Here is a 16,340-nt window from a genome sequence, read left to right on the forward strand (position 1 = left end):
AACAGCAGCGACAATACGCGTATTGATAAAATGCGAGTAGTAGCAGGCCGATTTCGTGGTACAAAATTAGAAGCAGTTGCGGGGGACAAAACACGTCCCACAACTGATAAAGTGAAGGAAGCGATGTTTAGTATGTTGATGCCACACTTAGGTGGTGGAAATGTACTAGACTTATATGCAGGGACGGGCGGTCTTGGCATCGAGGCTGTGTCTCGAGGCATGCAACATGCAACTTTAGTTGATCGCCAAGCTCAAGCTATTCAAGTGATTCAAAATAATATTGAAAAAACTCATGATAAAGGTTCTTTTACAGTATTAAAAGTGCCCTCTCAGCAAGCACTTCAAAAATTTTCTGCAGAGCGAACACAATTTGATCTTATTTTTCTAGATCCGCCGTATGCTAAGGAAACACTTCAAGCAGACATGGGTTATATGGTAGAGAATCAATTATTATCCAACGGGGCAATAATTTTAGCCGAGAGCAACGATGTGGCAAATTTACCAGTGGCGGATGAAACGTTTGAAATTCTGCGACAAAAACAATATGGTATAACAGTTGTCACAATTTACCAATACAATAATTTATAACGAGATTGACGAGGGGGAACAAATATGAGTATTGCATTATTTCCAGGTAGTTTTGATCCGCTGACTAATGGCCATTTAGATATTATTCGTCGCGCAAGTAAAATCTTTGACACAGTGGTCGTTGGTGTAGGTAATAATACAAGTAAAAAAGCGCTATTTACACCAGAAGAAAAAATAGCACTTATCTCGGTGACTGTTGCTGATTTAGATAACGTTAAAGTTGCTGTTATGCATGGCTTGACAGTACAATTTATGGTCGAAATTGATGCAGAATTTATTGTTCGTGGTTTACGTAACAGTAAAGATTTTGAATATGAGCGTGATATTGCTGGTGTAAACAGTGCATTAGCTGATGTTGAAACAGTTTTGTTGTTGTCTAAACCAGAGAATCAAAATATTTCTAGTTCAATGGTTAAGGAAATTGGTGCAATGGGGGCGGAAAATATGGCAAAATTTGTTCCTAAAGTTGTTGTTGATGCACTGAAAGAACGGTTAAATTAATGCACAAAAAAAGTAAAATCATTGCGGCAATTGTCGCTGTTTTCGTAGTTATAGGGTTAGTATGGCTTGTTCGTCCACTTGATGGGTATATTGAAAGCCCTGGCGAAGCAGATGATTTGTCACAATTTGTTAAAATTGATGGTAAACAGGATACATCAAAAGGTCGCTATAATATTACGTCAGTATATCTTTCAAGAGCAAATGGGTTTAGTTATTTGCAGACCAAAATCAATCCACACATGTCTTATGCTAAATCTGAAGACGTTATGGGTGGTCAAAGTTCAGAAGTCTTTAATGAAGTGCAGAACTTTTACATGCAAAGTGCGATTGCTAACGCGGAGCAAGTAGCCTTTAAGAAGGCAAATCAAGAAATAACTGCAACTTATCGTGGTATTTATGTGTTGAGTGTCAGTGACACATCTCACTTTAAAAAATCAATTAAAGTTGGGGACACCATTACAGCAGTTGATGGGCATCATTATGAAAATTCTGACGGCTTCATTAAATATCTTGCCAATAAGAAAAAAGGTGTGCGGGTAACGGTTGATTATTTACGTAACGGAAAAAAAGGCCAAACTGCGGGTGACACAATTAAGTTACCTAGTAGTAAATCACCTGAATATCCTAAGGGGCGGTCAGGTATCGGCATTGTTTTGACAGATAATGTCGCGGTTTCAACAACACGAAAGGTAGCTGTCGATCCAGGTAAAATTGGTGGTCCTTCAGGCGGGTTAATGTTTACGTTACAAATGTATGACCAACTTACAGGTAATAAATTAGCTAAGAATCGTAATATTTCTGGTACTGGAACAATGAATGTTAATGGTTATGTTGGTGAAATTGGGGGTATCGATAAGAAGGTTATTGCGGCAAAAGAAGCGGGATCAACTGTATTTTTTGCCCCATATATAGCACCAACTAAAGAAATTTTAAAGTATGAAGAACAACATAAGACAAACTATCAACTTGCTAGAGATACAGGAAAAAAATATGCGCCAAATATTAAAATTATCCCTGTAGAAACATTTCAAGATGCAGTGAATTATCTTGAAACGGGTAAAATAATTAAGACGACAGATAAAGTAAAATGAAATTAGGCGGTACCTTTATGAAAAGGTACCGCCTAATTTTTATATTTTATGAATATAGATACTATTGATCCAACCACTGTTGGCCAGTTTATACCAAATAAGGCCATTATCATGACGTTCTTCTTTAGAAACGGCGACAAAATCGCCATCTAAAACACTACCAATTGGCAGGCCATAAGGTGTTGCAAATATTTCAGTTGATTTGCCTGGCAAGAAGTTCACTAGGGCATTGGGTTGATCATTTTCGACGCCTAAATCTTGTATATAGTTGATATTTTCAACATTAGGGGCTGTGTCTGATAGTGACATGAGTGATGCATCATAACGTAACCAAACGTGATCGCCAATTTGGTACCAAAATTGACCATTGCCTGAAATAACACGTAACGGCGTTGCCCAATTACTTTCAGCGGGTAACGTTGTTGCAACGGTAGCAGAGTCATTAGGATCGGTATGTGCAACAGTGGCGACCTGTAATGCAATGTACATATTAACACGATGTGCATCACGCCAGTTTTGTGGGCGATAGTACAAATGGAGAGACTGTGGGAAATTACCAAAAATACCGGATAAGTCACCCGAATTATCAACATAGACGTATTTTGAAATGTTAGGTGTGTCAATTGTATAGGTTGCATTTGGCAAACCGTCTAACCGTGTAGGTGTCAAAAGTGGTTCATGTGTGGCGATATTTTCATAATAAACCCAAATGGGTGATTCACTTATCATCGTTTAACCTCTAACATTATTATACCAAAATCAAGTATTGTACAACGACATAATATTAAGTCATATTATGTTTTAAATCAGTGAGTGAAATAGCGCATAGCTTAAAAATGATGTGATCACATTAATAAAACCACGTATCATATATTGTCACTGGTTCATGGCGCTTGTGTGCACTAGTTAAATACAATTGTTCAATTTTTTCAGAAGCCTTGTTTGGCACATTTTTTCCTTCTAAGTAATCATCAATATAGTCGTATGAGACACCTAGTGCCATTTCATCGGGTAATTGTGGGTGATCGTCTTCTAAATCTGCAGTTGGTATTTTTTCATATAGTGTTTTGGGTGCCTCTAGGGTACGAAGCATATCGCGACCTTGGCGTTTATTCAATCGCCAGAGTGGATTAATATCAGTACCACCATCACCATATTTTGTAAAAAAACCAGCAAAAGCTTCTGCAGCATGATCGGTACCAATCACAATACCGTCGTATTCGCGCGCCACGGCATATTGGGCAATCATACGCATTTTTGGTTTAATTGAGCCACGGCTTAAGTCGTTTACGATGAGACCACTGTCACGCAAAGCAAGTGTCATAGCATCTGTAGAAGATTTGATATTAGTCGTCACAGTTTGGTCAGGTTGGATAAAATCCAAAGCCGCAGTCGCGTCTACCGCGTCAATTTGTTCACCGTATGGTTGGCGAACCGCAATGAGCTGATAGTTAAGTGTGTGATGCGCGTTTAATTCTGTAATAGCAATTTTAGCCAGTTTTCCAGCTAGTGTAGAATCTTGTCCACCGGAAATAGCAATCACGTAACTACGATATTGTGGATTATGTTGTAAATAGTGTTTTAAAAAATCAACTGAGCGGCGAATTTCTGATTCCGGATCAATCACCGGTTGCACATGAAGGTCAGCGATAATTTTTGCTTGAAGTGGACGCATATCAATTCTCCTTAATTTTTAGTTGAATGTCAGCAATAGTAGCGGCTTTAGCATCTGCCAATTGTTGAGACAACGTGATAGCATAATGGTCGGGATGTTCAAGTCGTTTAAAACGGTTTGGTAACTTAGATAAGCTGTTTTTTGCATAGGCTTGTACCGCCTGAACTGTGGGCGTATTGTATACTTGGCGACCCATCACAAAAATATCATGAAGTAACGGTTGGCCAGCGCTGATTTCTGTTGCAAAAGTCAAAACATCACCGCCATTTGTACGCCAGATTTGTTTTTTACCAGGGGTTGAAATTTTAGTCATATCATCAGAGAGTTTGATCGTATTTTTACCAGCAATGCTAACCATTTTATAAACGGCACCCAACGCCGGCTGATCATAGGCAGTGATTATTTTGGTACCAACACCCCAGACATCAATTTTGGCGCCACGCGCTTTCAAATCGGAAATAACGTATTCATCTAAGTCGTTTGATGCAAAAATTTTTGCGTTGGGAAATCCTGCCTCATCGAGTAACTGACGAATTTTTCGAGATAACAAAACCATGTCACCAGAGTCAATCCGAATACCTTGAAAATTAATCTTGTTACCAAATTTTTTGGCAACTCGAATTGCAGCAGGTATACCAGATTTTAGTGTATCAAAAGTATCGACCAGGAAAACAACATCGTGATGTGATTTGGCATAGGCTGTAAAAGCATCATAGTCATTTTGATAAGCTTGCACAAGGGCATGTGCATGCGTACCGGACACTGGTAGATTAAATAGTTTACCAGCACGCACATTTGAGGTAGCGTTGAAGCCGCCAATGTAGGCTGCACGTGTGCCCCAAAGTGCAGCGTCAAATTCCTGCGCGCGGCGTGTACCAAACTCCATTAATGGATCACCATTGGCTGCTGTCACTACACGGGCAGCCTTGGTTGCAATGAGCGTTTGAAAATTAATAATATTAAGTAGCGCAGTTTCGAGTAGCTGTGCATCAACTAATGGGCCTTCAATCTGAAGTAATGGCTCGTGATCGAACATGACTTCACCTTCATAGGGTGCACGAAGGGTTGCGGTTAACCGCCATTTTTGTAAATAAGCTAAAAAGTCCTCATTGTATAGATTAAGTGACCGTAAATAAGCAATATCAGTGAGACTAAAGTGTAGACCTTCAAAATATTGCACAATATGTGCTAGTCCAGCAAAAATTACGTAGCCATTGTTAAATGGCATATTGCGAAAATAGGCTTCAAAAACAACTGGCTGTTGATCAATGCCTGCTTGCCAGTACGTGTAAATCATGTTTATTTGGTATAGATCGGTGTGCAATGCAAATGAATCATCTGAGTACAACATAATAGCATCCTTTGAAATTATTAAACTCATTATAGCAAAAATATTGTGTAAAAGCCGTGATATAATAAAAAGATGAAAGAAATTTTGACAAACAATAGAGATGAAACACAAAAGTTTGCGGCAGATGTGGCTGCTTTATCTAGACCAGGGTTGGTAATTGCCTTAAATGGTGATCTTGGTGTGGGTAAAACGACGTTCACACAAGGATTTTCGCGCGCACTTGGCGTGACGGCACGTGTTAAGAGTCCAACTTTTAATATTATGAATACCTATCGTACACGTCACTTCCCAATTTACCATTTTGACGCGTATCGCTTGGAAGAAACGGGCGCACAGGATCAAGGGTTTGAAGATTATGTTGGGACTGATGGGGTGACACTGATTGAGTGGCCACAATACATGGCGGACTTGTTGCCTAACGACCGACTGGAATTAACCTTCACACGAGGAAATCAAGATGACAGCCGCAGCATTTACATTAATGGTGTCGGTTCTGCTGCAGCAATAGAAAGGCAATTATGACTTTTGATATGACAAAGCCAATTACTTTTAGTTTGGAAGAGGCGAGCTTAAATCGCGCGCAAGGCTGGCAATCCTTAATTCAAGCGTTGATGACAGAAACAGATACTTTTTTAGTTGCGAGTGTACGTGATGGAAAAGTTGTACCTGAAGAAGCTGGTGATGCACCAGCAATTACCCTATTATTAATTGCTGAACAAAAGAATGAGACATTGCCAATTGGCATTGCATCAATTGAAAATGGTGAGCTTGGCATGGCAATTTTAAAGGAATTTCAAGGTGCTGGTCTGGGCAACAGTTTAATGTTAGCTATGATTGAGTGGGCAAATATGGCCGATTTAAGGGAAGTTTGGTTAGATGTACAAACAGACAATTTAGTGGCGTTACATATCTATGATAAGTTTGATTTTAAAAAAGTTGGGCCTGAAGTTAGTCTTACGTTACCAAATGGCCGCGTGACTAAGTTACAACGTATGACTAAGTCTTTAGTTAAGGAGAATACTGAATTATGAATTTTATAGCGATGGACTTTGAAACAGCGAATCATGAAAAACATTCTGCCGTGTCAATTGCAATTGCAGTGGTTCGTGATAATCAAATTGTTGATCAATTCTATAGTCTGATTAAACCAGAAACGTATTTTAGCTCACGTAATACGGCGATTCATGGTTTGCATGAAAGTGATGTGGTTGATGCGCCTAAATTCCCAGAGATTTGGCCGATAATTTCACCACTGTTTAGAGATAATAAGTTAGTTATAGCACATAATGCAGCATTTGATAATAATATTTTAAAAGGGACATTGGACTATTATGGCATTGAAGAACCACATTATATGTTGCTAGATACAGTGCGTAGCAGTCGTAAACTATTTCCTAAATTTGAAAATCATAAATTAAATACTGTTGCTAATAACCTGGGTATAACACTAGACCATCATCATAATGCACTTGATGACGCTGTTGCAGCAGCTAATATTTTAATATATGAAGCGGAACGTTTTGGTGTTGATAGTTTAAAGCAGTTTGTGCAAAATAAATGACCTATCACTGGTTGATAGGTCATTTTTTATATATTAATTGTTAGTGATATCGGGGCATGATCCTGACGTAACCCAGTCTCCAAAACACCAGTATCTGAAACAACAGTTGCAATACGATCACTGACTAAGTAATAATCAATGCGCCAACCGGAATTATTAATTTTACTTGTTTTGCTGATTTGAGCCCACCAAGTATAAATTTCTGGGGTGTTAGGATTTTGCATACGTAAGGTGTCAGTAAATCCTGCATCAAGTAAGGTTGTGAATTTGTCACGTTCTTGATTAGTAAATCCGGCGGAATTGTGATTTGTCTTGAAATTTTTGAGATCGATTTCTTCATGAGCAACGTTCATATCGCCACTAAAAATCACGGGTTTTTTAGCATCTAGCATTTGAATGTATGCGCGATAAGCATCATCCCATTCACCACGAGCTGATAAACGTGCAAGCGTGGCTCCGGAATTTGGTGTGTACACTGTTGAAACATAATAATTATCAAACTCCAATGTAATGATTCGACCTTCAATGTCCATTGTGTCCGGTGCAGAAATATTTGGAAATTCGACATTTAATGGTTCAATACGTGATAACATCATTGTGCCTGAATAACCTGAGCGTGCAGTACTAGAATCTAAATAAATATGATAACCAGGAAATAACTTAGCGATGGCTTCTGACTGTTTTTTGGTCATACCGGTTGCTTTGAGTTTAGTTTCTTGAATGGCGAAGACGTCGGGTTTGCTTGCAGCGATGTTTGTCAGTACATCCCAAGTCATTTCACCACGCGCTGATTTATGCTCGACAGCAGCATTGATTGAGTCGATGTTCCAAGATATGAGTTGCATGTTTAGGGTCCTTTTTAGATAGTATCGTGCAGCAGTTAATTAGTTAGCATATTTTTTCATGAAAATTGGTAAAGCCTGACTGATTTGTGTTGGCAGTGTGACATACTGCGTTTTTGCCAGTTCGTCTGCGATGGCCGAATGCGTATAAACAGCTGCCAATACTGTATCTGACAGTGTGGTTACATTGAATTGTGCAGTAAAGCCAGCAATAATCCCAGCTAAAGTGTCCCCCATACCACCAGTTGCTTGGTATGGCCCGCCAATAGACAATTCATAAATGCCGTTATCTGTATATATTTGTGTATGGAACTGTTTTAGGACAATCACTGGCTTTTTAATGAATTTGTCACGTGCCATTAAATTTAAAGCGTCAGACGGCTGTTGTGCAATTGCGATACCACTAATGCGTTGCCATTCCATTTGATGTGGTGTTAAAATTAATTTTCCTTTTGGCCAAGTTAAATGATGTTCAGCAGATAATGTCAAAGCAGAGCCATCGATGATAATGACTTGTTTTTCTGAAACAGCAGAAAAGGTTGTTTGGACAAGATCGACACGATCACCAAGTCCAGAGCCAATCAAAATGACATCGTTCGTTTGTATATACGGAGTCAAATCATCATTAAAATCAACAACCATGGCTTCAGGTAAATGACTATGGATTGCCGTGAAATTCGCAGCGTCTGTTGCAACTGTCACTAAACCAGCGCCTGAATGAACTGCAGCAATAGCGTTCATAATGACTGCGCCGCCAAACTGTTGTGTGCCACCGATTATTAATATACGACCATAAGTGCCTTTATGTGACTGATTAGGACGTTTTTTGATGACTTTGTACAGTATTTGTTCAGTTAGTAATGTCATAATTGACCACCTCGTTGACGCCATTTTTATGATGAGAGATGCTTTGTATGCGCAGCGTATTTACTTGGTAAGATGGTTGCGATTATCCCAAAGTGTTGCTACAGCAAGAATAAGCACACCCAAATTGGCGGAAAGTATGGCAAATGTCATCTGGTCAACTATCCAACTAACTAATGAAACAAACATGAGTATAATTGCAATAATAGTGGCGTAAAGTGTTGTTTTGTTCATGAATGACTACCTTATAATATCTGACTTATATTTTTCAAAAAAATTGAATGATCAAGATATATGGGACCTGATTTGATAAATTATGATACGAGCGTATATTGCAACGCTACTACAGTTAATTTTATATGATTCATCCAACATTTACAAATGACATGTTGCTATCTTACTAAGTTCTTGTCATTTGATATGAGTAGTAAATTAGTAATGTATAACAAGTTCATGTGCTTGCTATAATTGGAACAACCAGTATAATAAAGTTATATATGCTTGGTGAAAGGTTTTTTAAAGACTATGACAATTGATTGGAAACAAGAAGCAGCGGTGCGACAACTTGCTTATATTAAAGATTTGAAATCTTTATTGGCTGTTAAATCAGTCCGCGATGACACTAAAGCAACCGCAGATGCACCATTAGGACCAGGGCCCAAAGACGCATTACTTAAGATGCTGTCGATTGCTGAACGTGATGGGTTTACAACAAAAAATATAGATAATGTGGTCGGCTACATCGAAATCGGTCCAAAAAGTGCTGACGAATATGTTGCTATTTTATCTCATGTTGATGTTATGCCAGCAGGTGAAGGCTGGGAAACGGCACCTTTTGAACCGGTAGTCACTGCAGATAAAATTATTGCACGTGGTGCCTCTGATGATAAAGGACCAGGTATGGCTGCTTATTATGCCTTTAAAATTCTTTCAGATTTGAAGGTGCCATTGAAACGCCGTGTGCGTTTAATTTTCGGTACGGATGAAGAAAATGATTGGCTTGGTATGACACGTTATTTTGAAGTCGAGCCTGAACCGGTGTTTGGTTTCTCGCCAGATGCAGAATATCCAATTATCAATGGTGAGAAGGGCAATGTTCAAGTCCTTATCGAGGGCAAGGCAACTAATGGTGGGTCAGATACTTTGCTATCATTTGATTCGGGTTTGCGTACCAACATGGTGCCTGGCTTGGCTATTGCATCAGTAAAATCATCACAAGCAGCTGATATAGCGCTCAAATTTGAAACCTTTTTGACAGCGAATAAGCAAATTTCAGGTGTTTCTGAAACTCAAGATGACATCATTAAATTGACTCTAAATGGCAAACAGGTACATGGGGCGATGCCTGAAACTGGTGAAAATGCTGGGACTTATTTGGCTAATTTTTTGCAAAAGTTGTCATTTGGTGGCTCAGCGAAAGATTATTTAACTTATTTAGGAACACCGGCGCATCAAGATACAATTGGTGAAAAATTTGGTATCAATTATATTGATGATGTGATGGGTGAGTTATCAATGAACGTTGGTATTCAAAAGTTTGAGGCTGATGGTGATTTATTTATCAACTTTAACTTCCGCTACCCCAAAGGCATTCTACCAGAAGAAATTGTAGCTGGCTTGACGTCACAACTCAATGGTTGGGATGTGACACCAACGATTGGTGGTCATGCACAAGAACCACACTATGTTGCACCATCTGATCCTATTGTAAAAACATTGTTAAAAGTTTATCATGAACAAACGGGGTTACTAGCACATGATCAAGTGATTGGTGGTGGCACGTATGGCCGTCTGATGGCACGGGGTGTTGCATTTGGTGCCTTATTCCCAGACTCACCTGATACCATGCACCAAGTGAACGAATTTGCTCTTTTGAATGATTTATACCGATCAATTGCTATTTATGCACAAGCGATTGCTGAAATTACAAATTTAGATTAGATTATTATAAGGTAACCAAATATGCCAGTGTTCTGGCTTTTTTCAAAAATTATGTATTGTTTGATAACGAAAGGCATAAACCTATGAAAAAATATACAGATGAAGAACTCAAAAAGCGTTTAACATCAGAAGCGTATGAAGTAACCCAACACGCAGCCACAGAGCGTGCTTTCACGGGTGAATATGATCAATGGTGGAAAGCGGGCATTTTTGTAGATATTGTTAGTGGGGAACCGCTATTTAGTTCAACTGATAAATATGATGCTGGTTGTGGCTGGCCTTCCTTTACGAAAAGTATTGATGATCAGCATATCAAGCGACAGGTTGATCAATCATTTGGTATGACTCGAACAGAAGTGACTTCGCGTGACGCAGACTCGCATTTAGGACATTTATTTACCGATGGACCAATGGATAAAGGTGGCCTACGTTACTGTATTAATTCAGCTAGTTTGAAGTTTGTGCCGAAAGATAAATTAGTACAAGCGGGTTATAGTGAATACCTGTCATTATTTGATTAACAACTTTGTATCATTTGTTTACCCTGTTTTGGTATAATATAGAAAAATACTTTGTGGGGGAAGAGCGAATGACGGAAAATACCCGTACAAATAATTTTTGGCGCTATTTTAATCCTGTAAATATTGCCAAAGAATTATTATTAGGATGGACGATACCTGAGGCAATTTTATTAATTGTGTTGGTATTACTGCAAAGTACGGTGTGGGGACTGGGTGTCGCGCATACGCACAACTATGACTGGTTCGGCTTAGCGACAGGATTAATGAACATTATTACGGTTGTATTAGTAGCAAAGGGTCGAATTACTAACTATTTCTGGGGATTAGTCTATTCTGCTATGTATATGCCACTAGCATTTCAATCGCAATTATTCGGTGAAGTCGCGCTTAGTGCATTTTGGGTCGTGATGCAATTTGTTGGTGTGTTCGCGTGGTTAGGTTTCATGAAACGTGATAGTAGCACTGATAAAAGTGACCAAGAAGTTGTTACAACAAAATTCATGTCGCGAAAACAGTGGCTGTTTGTAATACCTGTCTTTCTTGTCATTTTAGCCATTGTTGGTTTGATTCTAGAACAAGCTGGTTCTAGACAACCGTATATGGATGGTATGACAACAACGATTTCGATGGGCGCGCAAATATTACAAACGGCAAAATTTGCTGAATCTTGGTATGCGTGGTTGCTCTTTGATATTGTTGAACTTGTTTTATGGGGGCGAGCTTGGACTGGACATGCAGATCCTAGTGCATTTGCGATGCTTGGCATGAACCTTGCACTGACAGTTAATGCGATTTATGGTATTATTCAGTGGCGAAAGTTAACAAAGAAAGAGTGAGAGGACAAGCTATCATTATAAAGTGGTAGTATAGTGCGTTTATAAACATGAGAACTTTTGCAGGTAATTTATACAAAGATGATTTAGAGGGCGAAAAAATTGGTGTTTTTTTTGGTACACTAGCACCAATGCACGTGGGTCATCAGGCAGAAATTTATAAGGCAGCGGCTTTAAATGATGGGGTTGTAGTGATTGCATCAGGATACACGGGTGATCGTGGCGATCAGATGGGGCTTTCTGTTGAAAAAAGATTTCGTTATTTACGTGAAGCATTCAGCGATGAAACAGCAATCAAAGTTGATTACATTAACGAAGATAATATTCCTCAGATGCCAGCAGGATGGGACGAGTGGACCAGAATTTTAGTTCAAACTGTCAAACGTAATGTCGTTAACCAACATGCTAAAATCACTTTTTATACTGGTGAAGCAGAGTATAAATTAGATTTAGAGAAACGTTTACCGCAAACTGGGCAATTTACTGTCAGTTTGATGGATCGTACGGTATTAAAAATATCAGCGACAGCAATTCGCGAAAACCCAATCGGCAACTGGGATTATATTAATCGTGTTTTCCGACGTCATTTTACTAAAAAAGTGACGGTTATGGGATCGGCCTCAACAGGGAAATCAACTTTAGTACGCCGCTTAGCGCGAACGAGTAACTCACCATTTTCTGAAGAATATGCACGTGAATATCAAGAACGATCAAATGTTAGTGATGACGAATTAGTCGTTAAGGATTATATTCGATTGATTCAAGGGCAGTATGATGCGAATTCGAAAGAAATTAATTCACCAGCTAACAACGGTTTGACAATTTTTGATACGGATGCGATGGTAACCAAAGTTTATGCGGATTTGTGGTTGCGTAAAGAGGACAGCAGACAGTTAAAGCCGCTGTTTGATAATACAATTAGTGAAGAACTAATCGATCTTATCTTAATTATCCCACCAGTAACACCTTATACTAATGACGGTTTCCGTAATATGGACAATACTGATGATGCATCGCGGTGGGCATTTCACAATGAATTAATGCGTGTTATAGAAAACTATGGTTTTATGGACAAAGTTGTATTACTTGATGCTAAGGGTGATAGTGAAGATCCTGATGGCTATTATGCCCGCTATTTACAGGCTTTAGACGCAATTCAAGAAAAAACAGGATTTAATATCAAACATTTATAATCATGAATGGACCAATCTATTGTGATCGGTCTTTTTTATTGTCTAGACATTTTAATCATATAGTTCATGTATTTATCATTGACATATAGCACATATACTTCTACAATTAAATTGTTAACAATATCACAAAATATAGGTTAGGAGTATAACATGTCAAAAAAAGTAGCGATTGTAACAGGTGGTGGACAGGGAATTGGTGCAGGCATTGCATTACGACTGGCGAAAGACGGTTATGCTGTTATTGTCAATGGTCGTACAGAACATAAGCTCACAACAGTTGTCAACAAAATTAAGGCAGCTGGCGGTGAAGCAGCACTATTTGTTGGGGATGTTCAGTTACGTCAAGTGAACTTTGATTTAGTTCAATTTGCCATGGAAAAATATGGGCGTTTAGACACATTTATTGCAAACGCAGGAATTGATTGGGTAGACACGATTGAAGAAACACCCGAAGAACAAGTTGATAATATTTTAAACATTAATTTGAAGTCGCAGGTTTGGGCACTACAAGCAGCACCAGCAGCCATACGAAAGAATGGCAAACAGGGTGGCACAATTATTTTGGCATCGTCAATTGCTGGTATGGAAGGCTTTGAAATGTTGGGTATTTACTCAGCCACTAAGTTTGCTGCCCGTGGGTTAATGCAAGCCGCTGCCAAAGAATTAGCTGTGGATAATATTCGTGTCAATGCTTATAATCCAGGTATCGTTTTGACGCCAATGTGGGATGAAATAGATGCACGCTTTGCTGAGCGTAAAAATGTGCCAATTGGCTCAACACGACAAGCATTCATTGACGGTATTTTGCTAGGCCGTGGTGAGGAACCTGAAGATATTGCCAAGTATGTGTCATTTTTGGTATCAGATCAAGCTGACTACATTACCGGACAATCATTGGCTGTTGATGGTGGGATTAAATTTCAATAATTAAATAGCAGTTACAGACTATAAACATTAAAATACTTGTTGGATTTCTTTTTATGTCTTGATCTAAATCGAATTTTGATCCACAATTAAGATCAAAAAACTTGACGTGATAAAGGATCAGGCCCATGATTAGCAACAAGCAACAAGCAACAAGCAACAAGCAACAAGCAACAAGCAACAAGCAACAAGCAACAAGCAACAAGCAACAAGCAACAAGCAACAAGCAACAAGCAACAAGCAACAAGCAACAAGCAACAAGCAACAACTAGCTGAATTACGACCTTTTATAAAGTGGGTCGGTGGAAAAAGGCAACTGTTACCAGAATTGGCGAAGCATGTTCCAGAGCACTTTGGAACATATTTTGAGCCGTTTTTAGGTGGCGGTGCCTTTTTACTTACTTTATCAGCTGAAAATGCAGTCATCAACGATTTTAATCCGGAATTAGTCATTTCGTGGCTGATGGTGCGTGATAAACCAGAAGAATTATTAAAACAATTGAAGCAACATCAACTAAATCATAGTAAAGAATACTACTTGCATTTGCGTGAAGCAGATCGTGATGGCAGATTAGAAAAAATGACTTTAGTGCAACGCGCGGCTAGATTTATTTATATGAATAAGACGGGATTTAATGGTTTGTGGCGTGTTAATAAAAAAGGACAAAATAACGTACCATTCGGTAGTTATAACAAACCAAATATTGCGGACAAAGATACTATTAAAACGGTATCTAGATATTTAAATGATGCAACGATAAAAATAACAAATGCAGATTTTGAAAAAGTAGTTTTAGATGCTCAAACAGGTGATTTTGTTTATTTTGATCCACCATACATTCCGATTTCTGAAACGAGTAGTTTTACAGCCTACAGTTCAGATTTCGGTTATGATCAGCAAGTCAGGTTGCGAGATGTATTTGTAAGGCTTCATCAAAAAGGCGTACATGTGATGTTGTCAAATTCTGATGTACCTCTAATTGAAGAATTATATGGCCATATTGAGGGCATTGTCATTGACCATGTGAGTGTTACTCGCATGGTTGGTGCAAAAGCTTCTTCACGTAAAAAAGTTGGTGAGGTTATTGTTCATGGTTAAACAAAAAGCCTCCAAAAATGATGTTTGGCAAGCATTTTTAGATCAAAAACATAATCAAATTGAGGGCTTGACTGATAATTACATGAGCATAACTTCATCAGAGGTAAATAATATATCCAAGTTATTAAATGGACCTGATTTTCGTAATTTAGCAAAATTCGATAAACGTGAAGATTTACCAAAAGTTTTTCAAGAAAAAGAATTAAACATATTACCATTATCAAATCGCGAATTTGCTATTGGTCATTTTAATGAATATACAAATTTTAATCAAAAGAACACGCCTAACTTGTCAACGTTTAATGTACCCAGTTATGACACGCTGAACACTAATATAAAAAAATGGAATGAAAACTCATGGATAAATGCAACATCAGCAGTTCACGCCTTTGATATGGCTTTTGAGGATGAGGATTTAATACATACACTAGATGGTCGCATGGGTTCTGGTAAATGGTTATATGAAATAAATTCTCTGCGAGGAAAATTAATCAATATGACCGTCAACAATGCCATTATTGAAATTGATTCAGTATTTGAAACAAAAAAAGCGATTTATATTATTGAAGCAAAACGGGTAAAAGAATCAAATTTTTTAATTCGACAGTTATATTTTCCCTATCGTAAATTAATATCCGATTTCAATATTGTTCAAAAGCCTATTATTCCAGTTTTTTATGAAATTGATAGTCAAACACAATTAGCAAAAATTAGACTCTTTGAATTTCAGAATTCAGATAATTATAATAGTATTCGTGAATTTAAACGTTTTGAATTTCAATTTGTTGATCAAAATTTTGAGATAAATACAAAATCAGATTTTATTATTTATTCTAACACGGTGCAGACTGTTCCGACAAAAAGTGATTTATTTCCACAAGCAAATGATTTAAGTAAAGTCTTAGCACTGTTGCTAGATTTAAATGAAAAAGAAATGAACGTATTAGAAATCGCTTTACAGTTTGGTTTTGATGTTCGGCAATCAGATTACTATGCTAATGTGCTAGTTTATTTTGGATTTGCTAAGAGAAATATTTATAAAAAATTTACGTTAACACCTTCGGGAAACCGTTTAGCTAATCAACCGCAAGCGGAAAAAAATGCGATGTTTGCCAGGGCAATTGTTCGTGATCATTTATTCAATACGGTTTTTATTGCAAGCCAAAAATCAAATTTAACAACAAATAGCGTCTATCAATTAATGAAACAAGAAAATATGAGTTTATCTGAACAGACATTAAGGCGACGGGCAAGCACGATAATAAATTACGTTAGATGGATTGATGCACAGTTTATTTAATTAATAAGTGATGATGGATAAATAAAAAAATGACATTATTTACGTAAGATTGTGCT

Annotated in this window: 20 protein-coding genes; 14 read left to right on the forward strand and 6 right to left on the reverse strand. The window is 38.0% G+C overall.

Annotation, left to right across the window (positions count from 1 at the left end; all coding sequences use genetic code 11):
• Positions 1–30 precede the first annotated feature (30 nt).
• The 3 genes from rsmD to AB3K24_RS03220 are packed head-to-tail and all read left to right on the forward strand — an operon-like array spanning position 31 to position 2,180.
• Positions 31–588 (forward strand): 16S rRNA (guanine(966)-N(2))-methyltransferase RsmD, encoded by a 558-nt coding sequence (gene rsmD, locus AB3K24_RS03210; RefSeq protein WP_367973766.1) that lies wholly within the window; start codon positions 31–33, stop codon positions 586–588.
• 24 nt (positions 589–612) lie between these two features.
• A complete protein-coding gene (gene coaD, locus AB3K24_RS03215; RefSeq protein ID WP_367973767.1) occupies positions 613–1,089 on the forward strand; it encodes a pantetheine-phosphate adenylyltransferase in 477 nt (158 codons plus the stop codon).
• Positions 1,089–2,180 (forward strand): SepM family pheromone-processing serine protease, encoded by a 1,092-nt coding sequence (locus AB3K24_RS03220; protein WP_367973768.1) that lies wholly within the window; start codon positions 1,089–1,091, stop codon positions 2,178–2,180. Before coaD ends, AB3K24_RS03220 begins: the two co-directional genes overlap by 1 nt.
• Before the next feature lie 39 nt (positions 2,181–2,219).
• On the opposite strand, the gene AB3K24_RS03225 is transcribed toward AB3K24_RS03220, so the two are convergent.
• From AB3K24_RS03225 to pncB, 3 genes are all read right to left on the reverse strand, one after another.
• A complete protein-coding gene (locus AB3K24_RS03225) occupies positions 2,220–2,909 on the reverse strand; it encodes a MucBP domain-containing protein (protein WP_367973769.1) in 690 nt (229 codons plus the stop codon).
• A 121-nt stretch (positions 2,910–3,030) separates the two neighbouring features.
• Positions 3,031–3,855, reverse strand: coding sequence for an ammonia-dependent NAD(+) synthetase (gene nadE / locus AB3K24_RS03230; protein WP_367973770.1), 825 nt, complete (start codon positions 3,853–3,855; stop codon positions 3,031–3,033).
• 1 nt (position 3,856) lies between these two features.
• Positions 3,857–5,206, reverse strand: coding sequence for a nicotinate phosphoribosyltransferase (pncB, locus tag AB3K24_RS03235; RefSeq protein ID WP_367973771.1), 1,350 nt, complete (start codon positions 5,204–5,206; stop codon positions 3,857–3,859).
• A gap of 72 nt (positions 5,207–5,278) precedes the next feature.
• Between pncB and tsaE the strand changes: the two genes are divergently transcribed.
• Genes tsaE through AB3K24_RS03250 form a run of 3 tightly spaced genes read left to right on the forward strand, consistent with a single transcriptional unit; the run spans position 5,279 to position 6,767 of the window.
• The gene (gene tsaE, locus AB3K24_RS03240) at positions 5,279–5,728 is read left to right on the forward strand and encodes a tRNA (adenosine(37)-N6)-threonylcarbamoyltransferase complex ATPase subunit type 1 TsaE (protein WP_367973772.1); all 450 of its coding nucleotides are present in this window, start codon (positions 5,279–5,281) and stop codon (positions 5,726–5,728) included.
• Complete coding sequence (locus AB3K24_RS03245) at positions 5,725–6,237, forward strand: GNAT family N-acetyltransferase (protein WP_367973773.1); 513 nt, start codon at positions 5,725–5,727, stop codon at positions 6,235–6,237. The genes tsaE and AB3K24_RS03245 overlap by 4 nt, the downstream gene beginning before the upstream one ends.
• The gene (locus AB3K24_RS03250; protein WP_367973774.1) at positions 6,234–6,767 is read left to right on the forward strand and encodes a 3'-5' exonuclease; all 534 of its coding nucleotides are present in this window, start codon (positions 6,234–6,236) and stop codon (positions 6,765–6,767) included. The genes AB3K24_RS03245 and AB3K24_RS03250 overlap by 4 nt, the downstream gene beginning before the upstream one ends.
• 26 nt (positions 6,768–6,793) lie before the next feature.
• On the opposite strand, the gene AB3K24_RS03255 is transcribed toward AB3K24_RS03250, so the two are convergent.
• The 3 genes from AB3K24_RS03255 to AB3K24_RS03265 are packed head-to-tail and all read right to left on the reverse strand — an operon-like array spanning position 6,794 to position 8,707.
• Entirely contained in the window at positions 6,794–7,612 is an 819-nt protein-coding gene (locus AB3K24_RS03255; RefSeq protein WP_367973775.1) for an exodeoxyribonuclease III, read from the reverse strand.
• A 39-nt stretch (positions 7,613–7,651) separates the two neighbouring features.
• Positions 7,652–8,476, reverse strand: a complete 825-nt coding sequence (locus tag AB3K24_RS03260; RefSeq protein WP_367973776.1) for an NAD(P)H-hydrate dehydratase — start codon at positions 8,474–8,476, stop codon at positions 7,652–7,654.
• A gap of 60 nt (positions 8,477–8,536) precedes the next feature.
• On the reverse strand, positions 8,537–8,707 hold the full coding sequence (locus AB3K24_RS03265; RefSeq protein ID WP_367973777.1) for a hypothetical protein: 171 nt from the start codon (positions 8,705–8,707) through the stop codon (positions 8,537–8,539).
• 291 nt (positions 8,708–8,998) lie between these two features.
• Between AB3K24_RS03265 and pepV the strand changes: the two genes are divergently transcribed.
• From pepV to AB3K24_RS03305, 8 genes are all read left to right on the forward strand, one after another.
• Positions 8,999–10,414: a dipeptidase PepV gene (pepV, locus tag AB3K24_RS03270; RefSeq protein WP_367973778.1), complete on the forward strand. Its 1,416-nt coding sequence runs from the start codon at positions 8,999–9,001 to the stop codon at positions 10,412–10,414.
• Positions 10,415–10,497: 83 nt separating this feature from the next.
• A complete protein-coding gene (msrB, locus tag AB3K24_RS03275) occupies positions 10,498–10,935 on the forward strand; it encodes a peptide-methionine (R)-S-oxide reductase MsrB (RefSeq protein ID WP_367973779.1) in 438 nt (145 codons plus the stop codon).
• Positions 10,936–11,003: 68 nt separating this feature from the next.
• The gene (gene pnuC, locus AB3K24_RS03280) at positions 11,004–11,771 is read left to right on the forward strand and encodes a nicotinamide riboside transporter PnuC (protein ID WP_367973780.1); all 768 of its coding nucleotides are present in this window, start codon (positions 11,004–11,006) and stop codon (positions 11,769–11,771) included.
• Between the two features lie 47 nt (positions 11,772–11,818).
• Positions 11,819–12,961, forward strand: coding sequence for a nicotinamide-nucleotide adenylyltransferase (locus AB3K24_RS03285; protein ID WP_367973781.1), 1,143 nt, complete (start codon positions 11,819–11,821; stop codon positions 12,959–12,961).
• A 150-nt stretch (positions 12,962–13,111) separates the two neighbouring features.
• Positions 13,112–13,888 (forward strand): SDR family NAD(P)-dependent oxidoreductase, encoded by a 777-nt coding sequence (locus AB3K24_RS03290; RefSeq protein WP_367973782.1) that lies wholly within the window; start codon positions 13,112–13,114, stop codon positions 13,886–13,888.
• A 125-nt stretch (positions 13,889–14,013) separates the two neighbouring features.
• A complete protein-coding gene (locus AB3K24_RS03295) occupies positions 14,014–14,157 on the forward strand; it encodes a hypothetical protein (RefSeq protein WP_013231756.1) in 144 nt (47 codons plus the stop codon).
• 17 nt (positions 14,158–14,174) lie between these two features.
• Complete coding sequence (locus tag AB3K24_RS03300; protein ID WP_367975558.1) at positions 14,175–14,984, forward strand: DNA adenine methylase; 810 nt, start codon at positions 14,175–14,177, stop codon at positions 14,982–14,984.
• Positions 14,977–16,284, forward strand: coding sequence for a type II restriction enzyme (locus tag AB3K24_RS03305; protein ID WP_367973783.1), 1,308 nt, complete (start codon positions 14,977–14,979; stop codon positions 16,282–16,284). Before AB3K24_RS03300 ends, AB3K24_RS03305 begins: the two co-directional genes overlap by 8 nt.
• Positions 16,285–16,340: the final 56 nt, after the last annotated feature.

This window comes from Leuconostoc aquikimchii (assembly GCF_040838325.1).
In the GTDB taxonomy this organism is placed as follows: Bacteria; Bacillota; Bacilli; order Lactobacillales; family Lactobacillaceae; genus Leuconostoc; species Leuconostoc aquikimchii.